The sequence below is a fragment of the Echinicola sp. 20G genome, from assembly GCF_015533855.1.
Lineage (GTDB): Bacteria > Bacteroidota > Bacteroidia > Cytophagales > Cyclobacteriaceae > Echinicola.
Genome location: NZ_AP024154.1, coordinates 5462261 through 5478106, shown reverse-complemented (window position 1 = coordinate 5478106; position 15846 = coordinate 5462261). Strand labels below are relative to the sequence as shown.

The window sequence follows — 15846 nt, the reverse complement described above, 5'->3', positions numbered from 1 at the left end:
TAAAGATCATTTCCATGGTAAATAAGCATATACAGATTTTTTTGTGGGGGTTGCTAATCCTCTCTGTTTTTGTTGCCTGTAAAAAAGAATCGGTGACAGAACCATGTAGCTTGACTGTTTCGGAGGGTTTTGTTAACCCTTTAGGTTTTTATGACCCCAAGCCTACTTTTTCTTGGAAGCTTCCGGTAGCTGAAGATATAAATAGTCAGAGTGCTTACCGGCTTTTGGTAGCCAGCAGTCCAGAATTATTACCGGATAAAGCAGATTTGTGGGATTCCAAAAAAGTTCCCAGTGAACAATCGGCTTGGATAGACTATGCTGGAGCGCCATTGGGTTCAAGACAAAAAGTATTTTGGCAGGTGATGAATTGGAACCAGGATGATTCACCAACAGGATGGAGCGATATCAATACTTTTGAATTGGGCTTATTGAAAAATTCCGATTGGAAGGGGGAATGGATTGGCCTTCCTACAGCCGAAGAGAAGGTATTGGGGACGAAGGATAATATTATTCATAGACCACAATATCTTCGAAAAAGTTTTGAACTGCCCACTGATATTATTCGGGCGAGACTTTATATAACTGCCAAAGGGGTGTTTGATGTTCGCATTAACGGGCAAGATGTTAGTGATGATGTTATGCCTCCAGGATGGACCCCGTATGCGGAACGTATAGAAACCCTTACGTATGATGTGGCAGATGCTATAAGGGAAGGACAGAATACCATTGGGGTCGAATTGGCTGCAGGATGGTATTCGGGTAGATTAGGATGGGAAAGGTCATTCTGGAAGGATACTCCATCTCCCAAAGTTCTGTGCCAACTTGAAGTGGTCCACCAGGATGGGTCTCAGTCTGTCATTACCACTGATGAGAGCTGGAAAGGTACCACTAATGGACCAATTAGAACAGCCGAGATTTATGATGGGGAAGTATACGATGCCCATTATGAACTAGGTCAATGGAGTAAAAATGGATATGATGATCAAACTTGGAGCAAAGTGGAGTCAGAGGCTATTGATCCAAAGATCCGTTTGGAACCTAAACGCCACCACTCCATAAAACCAAAAATCTACCTAAGTCCCAAAGAAGTAAAGTCAAATGATAATACAACAGTTTATGATTTAGGTCAAAATATGGTCGGAGTGCCACATCTTAAGGTACCTATGAAGAAGGGGGATACCTTAAAGGTTAGGTTTGCTGAAATGCTCAGTCCTGATGGGGCTTTTTATACGGAAAATTATCGAGGAGCATTATCAACAGACTATTATATAGCCAAGGAATCGGGGGTGATAGATTGGATGCCTAAATTCACTTTTCATGGATTTCGATTTATCGAGTTAAGCGGATTCGACCAAAGCAAGTCACCTTCAAAAAATTGGGTGCGGGGAGTGGTTCAACATTCAGATTTTGAGTCAAATGGAAGCTTTTCATCATCCCATGAAAAACTTAATCAGTTGCAAAGTAATATCGTTTGGGGGCTGAGGGGGAATTTCTTTGACGTACCTACCGATTGTCCCCAGCGTGATGAACGACTGGGCTGGACGGGAGATGCACAGGTATTTGGCCCAACCTCATTGTTTAATGCTGAGGTATATCCTTTTTGGGCCAGTTGGTTACAAAGTGTCCGAGAATCTCAATATGAAAATGGTGGAATTCCCTTTGTAGTTCCGGATGTCCTTAAGAATAATAAGGTAAGTTCTGGCTGGGGAGATGTATGCACGATAATCCCTTGGGAAATGTACCGATATACGGGAGACAAATCCATCTTAGAGGATAATTATGAAATGATGAAAAAGTGGGTAGCTCATCACCAAATGAATGCCGAAAGTTTTATTTCAAACATGAATTCCTTTGCTGACTGGCTTCAGCCATTCCCAGAAACAGGTGATAACAGAGGTGATACATCTCCAGCATTGATAGGGACAGCTTTTTTTGCCTATTCTGCGAAACTTACTGCCCAGACTGCGCAGACTTTGGGAAAAACCCATGAAAGCAAAGAATATTGGGAATTGTACCAGAAGGTAGCCCAAGCATTTGATCAGCAATTCTTTGATTCCGATGGGCAGGTTGTTGGCGTTATGCCCACACAGACAACCTATTTATTGGCCTTGGCTTTTGATCTATTGCCTGAAGCTAAAAAAGAAAAGGCAGGGAAGAACTTAGTGGCAAAGATCAATGAGGCAGACGATCATCTTCGGACAGGTTTTTTAGGGACACCTTTATTGGCCAAAGTGCTGGATGAAATAGGCGAAACTGAATTAATGTATCAACTGCTATTCAATGAAACCTATCCTTCTTGGTTTTATTCCATTAATCAGGGAGCTACCACCATCTGGGAGCGCTGGAATAGTTATAGCAAGGAAGATGGATTTAATCCTCAGCGAATGAACAGCCTAAACCATTATGCCTATGGGGCTATCGGCCAGTGGATGTACGAAAGGATTGCCGGTATTTCTCCATTGGAGGCAGGCTATAAAAAAATAAGTATAGCTCCTTTTCCACATGATCCACTTAGTTCAGCTGCTGCCTCTGTAAATACCATCTATGGAGAGGTCAAAAGTGCTTGGAAAATAATAGGAAAGGAATTTACTCTGCATGCCACTGTTCCACCTAATACCGCCGCAAAAATAGAGCTGCCCATAAGCAATGTAGGTGGACTTTTCGTAAACGGTGGTTTTGCAAAGGATAATTATACCGTGGAGATTTCGAAATCCCTAAATGCACTCCACTTTGAGGTTGGACCAGGAGTTTACCAAATTAACTATAGTATGGAATAGGGATTTACCTGGTTTTGTAATGGGGCAGGCAATCCCGGAATACAGAGGCTGCTACGGCACTTACTGCCAAAACCCCGCTCACGCCTGCTATATACAAGGTGTTCAATCTGCGCAGGAGTTCATACTTAAAGGGACTAGGAGCTAAAGAGGGGGGACTGATGTCTGCCCTTCAGCTTTTTAATATATAAAAAATTGTTGACCTCTCGCAGTGCATTTCCCGAACACTATGCGGAGACGGTTTTAAATCTCGAACATAGGATGATCAATCCTTAACTAATAAATAAAACAAGTATGAAAAGAGCCATAGCATTATTCAGTTTAATGACGGTATTAGGTAGCCTTGCATCCTGTAATGAAAAGAAAGCTACTGCTGAGCAGAAACAAGTGACAGATCAGAAGTTGCCAAATATCGTATTAATATTATCCGATGACCAAGCCTGGACAGACTACAGTTTTATGGGGCATGATCAAATTGAAACGCCCAATATCGATAGGTTGGCAGAAGAGGGCCGTACGTTCACCAGAGGTTATGTGCCGACATCATTGTGTTCTCCTTCCCTGGCTTCTTTGATTACGGGACTTTATCCTAAACAGAACGGTATATTGGGGAATGATAGAATTTTGCCTACCGATAATCCTGCTAAAAGGAAGGAAGTCAGAGGAGAAAACTTTAAGCCATTAATCAATGATTTTGAAAAGTTGGAAACCTTGCCCGATTTGTTAAAACCTAAAGGATATCTATCATTTCAAGCAGGTAAATGGTGGATAGGCAACTTTAAGAATGGCGGATTTGATCGGGGAATGACCCATGGGGATATCACTCGAGGTGGAAGACATGGAGATGAAGGGCTAAAGATTGGAAGAAATGGTATGGATTCAGTATTTAGCTATATCGATTATGCCCTAGAGAAAGAAAAGCCATTTTTCTTGTGGTATGCGCCGATGATGCCGCATGGGCCACATACCCCACCGGATAGCTTGTATCAAAAATACCTTGGCAAAACTTCTTCAACCTATGTTGCCAAATACTGGGCCATGTGCGAATGGTTTGACAGCACATGTGGACAATTAATGGATTATATCGATCAAAAGGAGCTTACGGAAAATACTATTTTCGTTTATGTTTGTGACAATGGATGGGTACAGAACGAGGGGGATTCCGGCTATGACAAGGTATCCAAAAGGGCTCCTTATGATTTGGGAATGAGAACCCCTATCATGATCAAATGGAAAGGCCAAATTACCCCAATTATGGACACCTCTTCTTTAGTAAGCAGTATTGATATTGTTCCTACCATTTTAAATTTGTTGGATATTGATAAACCAAACGAAATGGAAGGTATTAATTTCTTGGACCAACAGGCCATTGAGCATAGGGAAAATATTTATGGTGAGATTTATGATCATGATTTTTATTCCACTGAAGATGATCTTTTCTATAATATAGTCTATCAGAAGCCCTATAAATTAATCGTGCCTAACGAGAAAAATAAGCCAGGTGAAAAGATAGAGCTTTTTGACATCTTTGAAGATCCCTATGAACAAAGGGAAATCAGTGCCGCTCATCCTCAATTGGTCCAAGAATTAACCAATAAAGCAAAGACATTTAGAAAATAACCTCATCCTCATGATTGGTGGGCAATTAAACTAAATAAATATGTTTAGAAAAGCATTTAAAATGAAGTTGTATTCAGGTCAACTGGAAGAATATATACGCAGACATAATCCAATTTGGGAAGAATTAAAGCAGGTGTTAAAAAGCCATGGAGTCAACAACTATAGTATTTTTCATGACAAGGAAACCAATTATTTGTTCGGATATGCAGAGATATCTTCCGAAGAGCAGTGGGAGTCTATTGCTAAAACAGCCATATGTAGGAAATGGTGGGACCATATGAGCGAACTTATGGAAACCAATGCTGATAATAGCCCAATTTCAATTAATCTTGAGGAGGTGTTTCATTTACCTTAGTTACTTTTTTACGATTATGATGTGTCATTTAATAGGTTGTGGTATTTACCTTTTCTGCAGAAGATGTTATTCGTGTTAAATCAAAATATGCTAGGATATTAAATTAACGCAACACGAAACAGGATACATATTAACTTACATACCAATACTTTTGATTAAAGTATGATAGGATAATAACATAAAGCAATTAATATAATGAGCACATTAGAAAGAACATTTAAGCATGTGAATTACCTCTGGGATGACCAAAAGGCCCAGGAACTAGAAGGAGATGAAGTGGCCCTTTTGATCTACCGGTCAAACATTTTGGGTGCTGACCTTCGGATAACCAACTATGGTGGAGGAAACACCAGCTGCAAGACCATGGAGACAGATCCTTTGACCAAAAAGGAAACGGAAGTGATGTGGGTAAAAGGTTCTGGTGGTGACATCGGGACTTTGAAAAAGAGCGGACTTGCAGGACTTTATGTGGAGAAATTGCATGCCCTGAAAAATGTATACAGAGGTTTGGAGTTTGAAGATGAGATGGTAGGTCTTTTCAATCACTGTATTTATGATTTGGACTCAAAGGCACCATCCATTGATACCCCATTACACGCTTTTTTGCCTTTCAAACATATTGACCACCTTCACCCTGATGCGGCGATTGCCATTGCGGCAGCGAAGGATGGTGAAAAGATTACACAAGAGCTTTTTGAAGGACAGATTGCTTGGGTGCCATGGCAGAAGCCGGGGTTTGACCTTGCTTTACAATTGGAGAAAGCTTTGAATGAAAATCCTGGCATCCGAGGAATCATGTTGGGTGGACATGGATTGTTTACTTGGGGGGATACCGCTTACGAATGTTACATCAACAGCTTGGAGGTAATCGATAAGGCTTCCATCTATCTGGAAGAAAACTATGGCAAGGACCGTCCAGTATTTGGTGGTCAGAAAATTGAATCGCTGGCGCCAGAAGCAAGGAAAGACCAAGCGGCCAAGATCGCTCCAGTATTGAGGGGTTTGGCTTCAGGGTATAACAGAATGGTGGGCCATTTTACCGATGATGAGCGAGTGTTGCAGTTTGCTAACAGTCATGACCTGGAAAAGTTAGCTCCATTGGGAACCAGCTGTCCAGACCACTTCCTTAGAACTAAAATCAGACCTTTGGTATTGGATTTTCCAGCAGATGTGGACTTGAGCAATGCGGAGGAAATCAAAGCCAAACTGGACAAGGATTTTGAAGAGTACAGGGCTTACTATACCAAATATTACGAAGACCACAAGCGTGACAACAGTCCTGCGATTAGAGATGCCAATCCGGTAATTATTTTATGGCCTGGTGTGGGTATGTTCTCTTATGCAAAGAATAAACAGACTGCACGGGTGGCCAGTGAGTTTTATATCAACGCCATCAATGTGATGCGCGGTGCTGAGGCGGTATCTGAATACGTTTCATTGCCTTTGCAGGAAGCTTTTGATATTGAATATTGGTTGTTGGAAGAAGCAAAGCTTCAAAGAATGCCCAAAGAGCAGCCACTTTCTAGAAAGATTGCTTTGGTGACTGGTGGTGCTGGCGGTATCGGAAAGGCTATTGCCGACAAATTGGCCAGTGAAGGCGCCTGTGTATTTATCACTGATATCAATCAAGACCGTCTGGATGAAGCAGTAGCTACTTATTCCAATGATGTAGGAGCGGGAGCCATCATGGACGTGACCAAAGGTGATGATATTGTTGCCGCACTAAAAGCCGCAACGCTGAAGTTTGGCGGAGTAGATATCATTGTGAACTGTGCAGGATTGGCCATTTCCAAACCGATCGAACAGACCTCAGAAAAAGACTGGGATTTGCTTCAGGATATTTTGGTGAAAGGCCAGTTTGCCGTTTCCAAAGCTGCCGTGGAAATCATGAGAGAGCAAAAACTGGGTGGAGATATCATCAATATAGCCAGTAAGAATGCCTTGGTATCAGGGCCAAACAATGTAGGCTATGGAACAGCTAAAGCTGCACAAGTCCACATGAGCAGGTTGTTGGCAGCGGAACTGGGCAAGGATAAAATCCGCGTAAACGTGGTGAATCCAGATGCTGTGATCGAAGGAAGTAAGATATGGGAAGGTGAATGGGCTGCAGGAAGAGCCAAAGCCTATGGAATCAAAGTAGAAGAATTACCATCTTTCTATGCCAAAAGAACGATCTTGAACGAGATCATAGGTGTGGACGATATTGCTAACGGTGTATTCGCCTTTGTAGGCGGTGACCTAAGCAAATCAACAGGTAACATTCTCAATGTGGATGGTGGTGTAGCTGCTGCCTTTGTAAGATAATTATGCGTTTAGATCAACAAAAAATAAATCAAGTAAATGACCAGACTCTCTCGGAACATCGGGAGAGTCTTGATCATTTGTCCAAAGTACTGGGGAGAAAAGAAATCGATGCAAATAGTATAATCGGTAAATTGAAAGAATTCCAGGTGGCCATTCCTAGCTGGGCCTTAGGGACTGGAGGAACCCGGTTTGGCCGCTTTTCCGGAGGCGGAGAGCCAGGAACCTTGGAAGACAAAATAGCAGATGTTGGGCTGCTTCACCAGTTAAGTCAGTCTGCAGAGGCGATCTCATTACATATTCCTTGGGATATTCCAGAAGATGTGGAAGCCATCAAACAATTGGCTGACAGTTATGGGCTACTGTTTGATGCGGTTAACTCCAATACCTTTCAGGATCAGCCGGATCAAAAGCTGTCCTACAAGTTTGGTTCGCTTTGCCATGTGGACAAAGCCGTTCGTCAACAGGCTATTGACCATAATTTGGAGGTGGTGAAATATGGAGAAGCTTTAGGTTCCAAATCACTGACCGTTTGGTTGGCAGATGGGTCTTCTTTTCCAGGACAGCTGAACTTTAAAAAGGCTTTCCAAAGAACTTTGGAGTCTTTGCAGGCCATCTATGCGGGCATGCCTTCCGATTGGAAAATGTTTGTAGAATACAAGCCATACGAGCCAAATTTCTATTCTACGGTGATCCAGGATTGGGGATCTTCCCACATGTTGGCAGATAAGTTGGGTGACAGGGCTTTTAGCTTGGTGGATTTAGGACACCATTTGCCCAATACCAATATTGAACAGATTGTCGCTACCTTGATGATGGTCGGTAAGTTGGGAGGCTTTCACTTCAACGACTCCAAATATGGAGATGATGATGTGACTGTAGGTTCATTAAAGCCTTATCAGCTGTTTTTGATCTTTAATGAACTGGTGGATGGCATGGAAGATCCCACTTCTAATAATCCATACCCAGCTTGGATGATTGATGCCAGCCATAATTTAAAAGATCCATTGGAGGACTTGCTACAGTCTTTGGAGGCCATCAAAATTGCTTATGCTCAGGCCATGTTGGTGGATAGAGCGGCTTTAGAGGAAGCAAGGGAAAATAATGATCCTTCATTGGCACAGGAAATTCTTCAGGCTGCTTACAGAACGGATGTACGTCCACTACTGGCTGAGGCAAGGTTACAAGCTGGAGGAGCCTTGGATCCGATTGGTACTTATAGAAGATTGAATGTCCGTAAGGAATTGATTATAGCACGTGGTGCTAAAACAGTTTCGACAGGACTGTAAACTCTATTTAAGAGGTTATTCTCATAAAGAATAAATCCCGGCAATCAGTTTAATCGTCTTTAGTTAATAGATTCAGAGAATTGGACATTTTGAAAAGGGAACTGAATTGTCGGGTTTATTTTGACTTTGAAAGAAGTTATTTCCTTCATTTATTTAAAAATATTGAATATTTGATGTTAGCAATGTAATAAACATAGAATAATTTATCTTAACAGATTATAAAGTTATTCCGGTAGTCCTTTCTTTCAAAAAATGGGTTTAATAGGTTTGAAGCAAAGTTCTCTGCAGAAAGATAAGGATTGCCGGTACTGTTTAATTACCTGCTTTAAAAATTATTTAATAAAATAAAATCCGTGAAATCTTGTCCACAATGGCGAATTTGTGGACTCTTTTAATTTGAGGTGTACTGAAATGATTCCGGATTTCTCGCTTAATTAACTAGATCCCATGATGCCATTACCGGTAATAGCCATATTTGACATAGGAAAAACGAATAAGAAATTCTTCTTGTTCGATGAAGAGATGAATGAGGTCAAGCAGGAATACTACAAAATTCCTTTGACCAAAGATGAAGATGGTTTTGAATGTGATGATTTGCCTGTATTGACCGAATGGATTAAAGCTACAGTAGATGGAATTTGCAAATCTTCAGCTTATGAACTGAAAGGAGTGAACTTCTCTACCTATGGGGCTACTTTTGTTCACCTGGATGAAGATGGTCAGCCTTTGACACCACTTTATAATTATTTGAAAGAAGTACCTCAGGTGATTATTGATGAGTTTTACCAAAGTTATCCTGAAGAAACCAATAGCTTGGAAACTGCTTCCCCATCCTTGGGGATGTTGAATTCTGGATTACAGCTATATTGGTTGAAAAAGACCCAACCTGATTTATTTTCAAAGATCAAATCTTCCTTGCATTTTCCACAATACCTGAGTTACCTCTTTACTGGAAAAGCAGTCAGTGAGCCGACATCCATAGGCTGTCATACGCGGCTTTGGGACTTTCAGAAGAGGGAATATCATGATTGGGTAAAGCAAGAAGGGATAGACAGGGTCTTGCCTGAAATTGTACCTACAAGCCAGACTTACCCCAGTGAGCTTTGCGGCCATGAGGTGCAAGTAGGTGTAGGAATCCATGACAGCTCCTCTGCTTTGGCTTCCTATTTGGTAAGGATCAAAGAGCCTTTTTTGTTGATATCCACAGGGACATGGAGTATATCTTTGAATCCTTTTACCCAAGATCCATTGACGATGGAGGAATTGGATAACGACTGCTTGAATTTTTTGAGTATTGATGGTAATCCGGTGAAAGCGTCCCGCTTTTTTATGGGCTATGAGTTTAATTACCAGATTGATAGAATCAACAAGCATTATAACAAGCCAGAAAAATATTACAAGAATGTCGAGGCGGACAGGTCCATTCTTCAGCCTATTAAAGATGGGGCCGTCACAAATACTTTTTGCCCAAAGCATATTGCAGAAACACCCTTGGTGAAATCACTCTTTGGAGGAAATGAATGGAATCCTGAGGGTTTTGACTCCTTTGAGGAAGCATATCACCACTTGATTTGGGGATTGACATTGTTGCAGGTGGCATCATTGAAATTAGCCAAAGGAAGCTCTAAGATTAACAAAGTTTTTATAGATGGCGGTTTTGTCCATAACGAAGTATTTATGGAACTGCTGAGGCACTACCTGCATGATTGTGAATTGGAATTTTCCGATTTTCCACTGGGTTCAGCTTATGGAGCCGCTTTAGTGTTAAAGTAGTGCGAGGAAATAGTATTAGATTAAAGCAATTAATTTTAAATAGATGATTTTTAAACTGGACTTTAATTGTAAAAACGTCCAAAAGCTTAAATTAAAAGGAATTGGTTGACCTAGTATTTTCAATCCTAAATTAAATAACTACAATATAATTATTGCAATTAATGGTTTAAAAGGAGGTTTTCATCTATCCATTTTTCAAAGAGAATTCCTGATTTAAACATTGTCTTTAAGGTTGGATGAATTTCTCTCCCCATTTTTGTAAGACTATAAATTACCTTGGGAGGTATTTCAGGAAATACAGTTCGGTAAATAATACCATCTACTTCTAACTCTTTTAACTGTTTTGACAGCATTCGGTCACTGATGTCTGGTAATAGCGCACTTAACTCCCCATAACGTTTTTCACTTTGAGCAAGGTGCAATATTATTGTACCTTTTCTTTTTCCTTTAATAACATTAATAAATGTGTCTATGGGACAATAACTTTTTTTCATATTTTTTATGCTTCAGGACGAAGTTAGATCATTTTAGATAAAAATGTAAGTATTGGCATAATTTGTAAGCTATTGGTAACGAGTAATTTTATTTTCATATTGATTGAATTCTAATGAAAAAATAAAATTATGAAAAGTAAAGTAACATTTAAAGCTTATCGTGTGCATGAAAATGAAAGTGGCTTTATCAGATCCGTAGAGGACACCCTCATTGAACCCATCGACCAGGGGGAATTGCTTGTACGAGTATGCTACAGCTCTTTAAATTATAAAGATGCATTATCTGCTACAGGAAATAAAGGTGTAACTAGATCCTTTCCTCACACTCCCGGTATTGATGCTGCTGGAATAGTGGAAGAAAGTAAGGATAGTCAATTTAGTATAGGAGATAAAGTGATTGTCACCAGCTATGATTTAGGAATGAATACTGATGGAGGGTTCGCAGAATATATTCGAGTACCAGCCCATTGGGTTTTGAAACTTCCTGATGGGCTGTCAATGAAGGAGTCGATGGCTTATGGTACAGCAGGGTTGACCGCTGGGATGTCAGTTTGGAAATTAAGCCAATCGGTAAAAAAGGAAGATGGGAAAATAGTGGTCTCAGGTGCTACCGGTGGTGTAGGGGCTTTAAGTGTATCCATATTATCAAAATTAGGTTATGCGGTTATTGCTATTACCGGAAAGGAAAGTGAAAGGGGGAATTTAATCCAACTTGGTGCTGAAGATGTTATCCTCAGGAATGAATTTGAAAATAACGGCGGTAAGCCACTATTAAAAACAACTTTTGCAGGAGGAATAGACACTGTAGGAGGAGTGATTCTGGAAAATATCATTAAAAGTACTCAGCAACTAGGGTGCGTTACTTGTTGTGGCAATGTTGCTTCCCCAAAATTGGAACTGACAGTTTTCCCATTCATATTAAGGGGAATTTCTTTAATAGGTATTGACTCTCAGAATTTCCCTATGACTCAGAGAAAAGAGATTTGGCAAAAACTTTCAGATGAATGGAAAATTCCTGATTTAAGTAATAGAGTCGATGAAATAGGGTTAAATCGTTTGGATGAAAATATTGACAAAATATTAAAAGGACAGTTAAAGAAAAGGGTTGTAATCAAAATTTAAGGGGATTTATTTTTCCCTAGTCACCTTGGCAAAGGCAATTTGAACTTTGATCCTTTCAGAAAAGCACTATATTTTATTTTTAGATATTGGTGCTTTTCTATTTTAAATTAACCATGCAATTTCAAAATCAGTAGGTTTAAAGCTATAGTCAGTTCCACTTTTTGTCATAAAGCATTTTTTTTATGGACGATTTGGCAACTCTTCTGGACTATCAACTAAGTTTCTTGGCATATTTTTATACAAAAGGATATTTGACATCCAAATGCTATTTGAATCTTAAAAAATCATAAATGTTGAACAGTCAGAATAGAGGGGTGATCATAACAGCTTTACTAATATGTTTTGCTTTACCATCACTAGGGCAAATTAGCCACGAAACAAGAGACAAAAATGGCCGCCATATTATTCCCCGTGGTTTTGTGATCAATACCAATGATGCGGTGGGAGAATTGTTTTATACCTCGGATGATTATTTGAGAATGGTTCGCATGGGAGCCAACTATCAGGTGATTCGGTTGGAACTGGGCAAGTTAAGTGATTTTCCAGGCTGTACACTTGACCATGCTTATCTGCAAAAACTAGATACCCTGGTAAGCCTAGGGCAAGAACATGGAATGAAGACGGTTTTTAAAATGACCGTTTATGGTGTGAAACATTTCAGTTGGGAAGATTTTTGGAAAAATAATAATGATGAGCACAATACATATATTGAAGCTTGGAGAACGATTTGGGAGCGTTATAGAAACCAAGAGGCTGTAGTAGGTTATGATCTGGTGAATGAGCCTAGAAAAGAGTCGATGGATATTTCTTACGATGATTTGACAACCGAATATTTGGTTCCACTTTACCAAAAAATTATTGATGAAAGTCAGAAGGAGGATCCAGATAAGCTGATGTATTGTCAGGCCATTTTCATGAACAAGGGAGACGCAATCAACCACAACCAATATGCTGAAATTACTGCTGCCATCAATCGGGAAAATGTGGTGTTTACACCTCATATATATCAAAACAGGAAGGAATGGATAAAGCCGACCATGATGCGTTTTGTGAAGGAAGCTTCACTCCAAAAAGGGCCGATGTTAATCGGAGAATGGGGATTTCCTACCTTTCAGACCACCGATTCCTCAGCAGCTGAGCAGCGTAATTATATGGACTTTTATATCCACACTGTTAACTTATTTGACAGTTTGGGAGTAGGGACCATCAAAGCCTGGTTTTCCGGAAATCGAAAATATCAAAACTTCCTTTCTGGAGGTCGATCGACCTGGGCGATATTTAGTGATCCCATTGGAGTAGGTACGGTAGAACGCAAATATATTACTGATATCATTGCCCGTCCCTATCCACAAGCCATTGCTGGGGATATTTTTTCCTTTAGGTTTGATTTTGCCACAAGAACACTAAAGGTCAACTTGGTATCAGATAATAGTAAAGGCATTTCCAAAATTTTTATCGGAGCCAATAGACATTATCCGGATGGGTTCTCAATTGCGATAGGAGATGAGTTGATTTTGGTGCATAACCCCTTAATCAGTAAGGCTTTGAAGGTGGTCAAAAATGAGTTGCATATAGATAGTGCCAATTTTATATGGGATGAATCCAAGCAGCAATTTACGGTATTGGCTTGGCCCGAAGATGAGGCTCATTTGGAGCTTAGGGTAGAACCGGGCATTCAAAAATAAAGCTTGTCAATGGAGATTTAGGGGTTTAATTTCAAGCAGGTAATTTTTGGATTCAGACGATTGATTTTTTCTATTGGTAATGGCTTTAAAAGAAATCAGGTTCTCTAATCTAAATAACAGGTAATAAAGTCCAATCCTGCACCAATTAAAGGAGATATTAAAAATATTCAAGTAGATTCAAAGCCTTTCCACCTGCATTTACATAGTAAATAGTGGAACCTTAATAGGGTTAGCCTAAAAAACTAAGTGGGGAGATGAAGATATTTATGATTATTTAATAGATGAAAATTAAAATTTGATATAGATTTTCTATTATGCGGATTATCGTTTTAACAACTGCATTAACCTGTTGTTTAGGTTTCTTTATAAAGGCCCAAGATACAGAGCCAGTTCACGACCAAAATTCTTCAAATCTAATTTATGTAGAAAAAGATGGTATAGTAGCCATCGAGGCAGAAGATTTCTATAAACAAACTTCATCTGGAAAAAGGAAATGGTATATTACTTCAAAGGATAAATCCCCAGCCGTTACTCCTGATAAGGACAATAATCATTCTGAAGGAGCTAGTAACCATGCATACATAGAGATATTGCCCGATACAAGGTCCACCCACGAGGATATTTTGATGAAAGGGGAAAACTTTTCGGATCAACCAGGAGTTTTGGGTATTGTTCATTATAAAGTAAAGTTCAATACGACAGGCCGGTTCTATGTATGGGTTAGGGCGTTTTCTACTGGGAGTGAAGATAATGGGATCCATGTAGGGATTAATGATGACTGGCCCGAACATGGTCAGCGGATGCAATGGTGTGAAGGTAAAAATGACTGGACATGGGAAAGCAGGCAGCGGACCAAAGAAGTACATTGTGGACTAGCCCATCAAATCTATTTGGATATAGATCAACCGGGAATCCATGATATACAATTCAGTATGCGGGAAGACGGTTTTGAATTCGATAAATTTATTCTAACCAGAGACATCCACTATAGGCCAGAAGGCAATGGGCCAGACTCTGTAAATTATTGGAAAAATCCGTCTTTAAGGGTCGAAGAAAAGGTGTCCAAGCGATCTTATATATCCCAATTGGCAACCAGTTCAGCTGATACCAAAACTTTTTTCGCCAAAGAATTACCTGTGCAGGCACAGGGTTTTTATAAGGATACCTTGGGAGATTGGTTAGCCATAAATCCTGAACATGGAAAAGAGGCTCAGGTATCCATGCCTTTTTACTTTTCTAGTGGTAGGTATGATATTCTATTTGTAGGTGTAGGGGAGAATGACGGTCAGTCTAATTATGTCCTAACAGTAAATGACCGGGTACTTGGAGGTTTTACACCTCCATTGGCCAAGGAAGTATTTGAACAAGGGCCCGATTATAATCAATTGTTTGAAAATATCTCACTTTCAAAAGGCGATGTAATCACACTTAAAGCAAAACTAGGAAGTGCAGATGGTCAAGAGTGGGCCAGAGGAAGGTGGTCTGGGATCGTCTTTGTACCGGCTGGAAAAGGTATGACTCTACAAAATATGTTTCCTGGAAAACACAAAATCAGTGAACCTGTAAAGGTTGCTCCCCCAGCGGGGAGATTGGCGATCGTGGCAGATGGGAACTCTCCAGATCCTGACGATTTAGGAGGTACGGCTGTTTCACTTGCGTTAGTGCGGGCTACTTTACTTAATGATAGACTGGTGCATTATTCCCATAGTTGTGACCTAGTGAGAAGTAATAGAATATCTGAACAGGCCGAAATTGAGCGGCATGCCCTGATGCAAACTGCCTGTGACGTTACAGCGCGACGTTGGGGAGGTTTTGATCACTTGAAGTTCTATGATGCTCTATGGGAACAAGAGGAATCAGTTAATTCCTTGACTAAGGCAATTAATGAATCTTCCAAAAATAATCCCCTTTGGATTGTGGAGGCCGGTGAACCTGATATTATTGGCTTTGCTTTGGAGGCTTCCCAAAAAAATAAACGCCAATTCGTTAAGGTCATTACCCATCATTCTGCCAATGATGATGCAGGGGATTATTATACTTGGCAGCAGATTCTTGACTTTGGCGTAGAAGAAGTTCGTATTCCTGATCAGAATGTTTTTCTCAAGGTAGATCTGGAACTCTGGGATTGGGCCAAAAACCATTCCGACCCTAGAGTTCAATGGGTTTGGTTAATGGGGAAAATTGCTGAAGTGGATGATGTGGTAAAATTCCAAAAAGGAAAGTGGGACTGTTCAGATGCTGGAATGGTCCTTTATTGGATATCTGGAGCTACTTCAGGTGGGTTGGAACTTGGATCCATTGAAGATGTAAAAAAACTACTTTTGGATTACATAGATTAAGGATACTAGGACGGCATCAAGAGTGTATAAACTTAATACATGTATTTTAAGTAGTTAATAAATGTTTTTGGTTATGCATGTACTGATTAGAAAT

10 protein-coding genes are annotated in these 15846 nt (G+C 40.1%); 9 read left to right on the top strand and 1 reads right to left on the bottom strand.

Annotated elements, in window-relative coordinates:
- Window positions 1-14 precede the first annotated feature (14 nt).
- The 6 genes from JL001_RS21965 to JL001_RS21940 all read left to right on the top strand — a co-directional run bounded on the left by JL001_RS21965 (window position 15) and on the right by JL001_RS21940 (window position 10112).
- Window positions 15-2777, top strand: a complete 2763-nt coding sequence (locus tag JL001_RS21965) for an alpha-L-rhamnosidase (protein ID WP_236252940.1) — start codon at window positions 15-17, stop codon at window positions 2775-2777.
- A 291-nt stretch (window positions 2778-3068) separates the two neighbouring features.
- Complete coding sequence (locus JL001_RS21960) at window positions 3069-4394, top strand: sulfatase (protein WP_200979962.1); 1326 nt, start codon at window positions 3069-3071, stop codon at window positions 4392-4394.
- Window positions 4395-4434: 40 nt separating this feature from the next.
- A complete protein-coding gene (gene rhaM, locus JL001_RS21955) occupies window positions 4435-4749 on the top strand; it encodes an L-rhamnose mutarotase (protein WP_200979960.1) in 315 nt (104 codons plus the stop codon).
- Between the two features lie 195 nt (window positions 4750-4944).
- Window positions 4945-7053: a bifunctional aldolase/short-chain dehydrogenase gene (locus JL001_RS21950; RefSeq protein ID WP_200979958.1), complete on the top strand. Its 2109-nt coding sequence runs from the start codon at window positions 4945-4947 to the stop codon at window positions 7051-7053.
- Window positions 7054-7055: 2 nt separating this feature from the next.
- Entirely contained in the window at window positions 7056-8339 is a 1284-nt protein-coding gene (locus JL001_RS21945) for a TIM barrel protein (protein ID WP_200979956.1), read from the top strand.
- Between the two features lie 447 nt (window positions 8340-8786).
- Entirely contained in the window at window positions 8787-10112 is a 1326-nt protein-coding gene (locus tag JL001_RS21940) for an FGGY-family carbohydrate kinase (RefSeq protein WP_200979954.1), read from the top strand.
- 158 nt (window positions 10113-10270) lie between these two features.
- On the opposite strand, the gene JL001_RS21935 is transcribed toward JL001_RS21940, so the two are convergent.
- Window positions 10271-10606, bottom strand: coding sequence for a helix-turn-helix domain-containing protein (locus JL001_RS21935; protein ID WP_200979952.1), 336 nt, complete (start codon window positions 10604-10606; stop codon window positions 10271-10273).
- Window positions 10607-10735: 129 nt separating this feature from the next.
- On the opposite strand from JL001_RS21935, the gene JL001_RS21930 reads away from it, so the two are divergent.
- The 3 genes from JL001_RS21930 to JL001_RS21920 all read left to right on the top strand — a co-directional run bounded on the left by JL001_RS21930 (window position 10736) and on the right by JL001_RS21920 (window position 15752).
- Window positions 10736-11728 (top strand): YhdH/YhfP family quinone oxidoreductase, encoded by a 993-nt coding sequence (locus JL001_RS21930; protein WP_200979949.1) that lies wholly within the window; start codon window positions 10736-10738, stop codon window positions 11726-11728.
- A 290-nt stretch (window positions 11729-12018) separates the two neighbouring features.
- Complete coding sequence (locus JL001_RS21925) at window positions 12019-13413, top strand: cellulase family glycosylhydrolase (RefSeq protein WP_200979947.1); 1395 nt, start codon at window positions 12019-12021, stop codon at window positions 13411-13413.
- Between the two features lie 314 nt (window positions 13414-13727).
- Window positions 13728-15752, top strand: a complete 2025-nt coding sequence (locus JL001_RS21920) for a hypothetical protein (protein ID WP_200979945.1) — start codon at window positions 13728-13730, stop codon at window positions 15750-15752.
- The last annotated feature ends 94 nt before the right edge of the window (window positions 15753-15846 follow it).

Bases quoted from the DNA above. Each gene is read 5' to 3' on its own strand.
- JL001_RS21920 (WP_200979945.1), top strand. From the start codon at position 13,728: ATGCGGATTATCGTTTTAACAACTGCATTAACCTGTTGTTTAGGTTTC.
- JL001_RS21965 (WP_236252940.1), top strand. From the start codon at position 15: ATGGTAAATAAGCATATACAGATTTTTTTGTGGGGGTTGCTAATCCTC.
- JL001_RS21935 (WP_200979952.1), bottom strand. From the start codon at position 10,606: ATGAAAAAAAGTTATTGTCCCATAGACACATTTATTAATGTTATTAAA.
- JL001_RS21940 (WP_200979954.1), top strand. From the start codon at position 8,787: ATGATGCCATTACCGGTAATAGCCATATTTGACATAGGAAAAACGAAT.
- JL001_RS21950 (WP_200979958.1), top strand. From the start codon at position 4,945: ATGAGCACATTAGAAAGAACATTTAAGCATGTGAATTACCTCTGGGAT.
- rhaM (WP_200979960.1), top strand. From the start codon at position 4,435: ATGTTTAGAAAAGCATTTAAAATGAAGTTGTATTCAGGTCAACTGGAA.
- JL001_RS21960 (WP_200979962.1), top strand. From the start codon at position 3,069: ATGAAAAGAGCCATAGCATTATTCAGTTTAATGACGGTATTAGGTAGC.
- JL001_RS21925 (WP_200979947.1), top strand. From the start codon at position 12,019: ATGTTGAACAGTCAGAATAGAGGGGTGATCATAACAGCTTTACTAATA.
- JL001_RS21945 (WP_200979956.1), top strand. From the start codon at position 7,056: ATGCGTTTAGATCAACAAAAAATAAATCAAGTAAATGACCAGACTCTC.
- JL001_RS21930 (WP_200979949.1), top strand. From the start codon at position 10,736: ATGAAAAGTAAAGTAACATTTAAAGCTTATCGTGTGCATGAAAATGAA.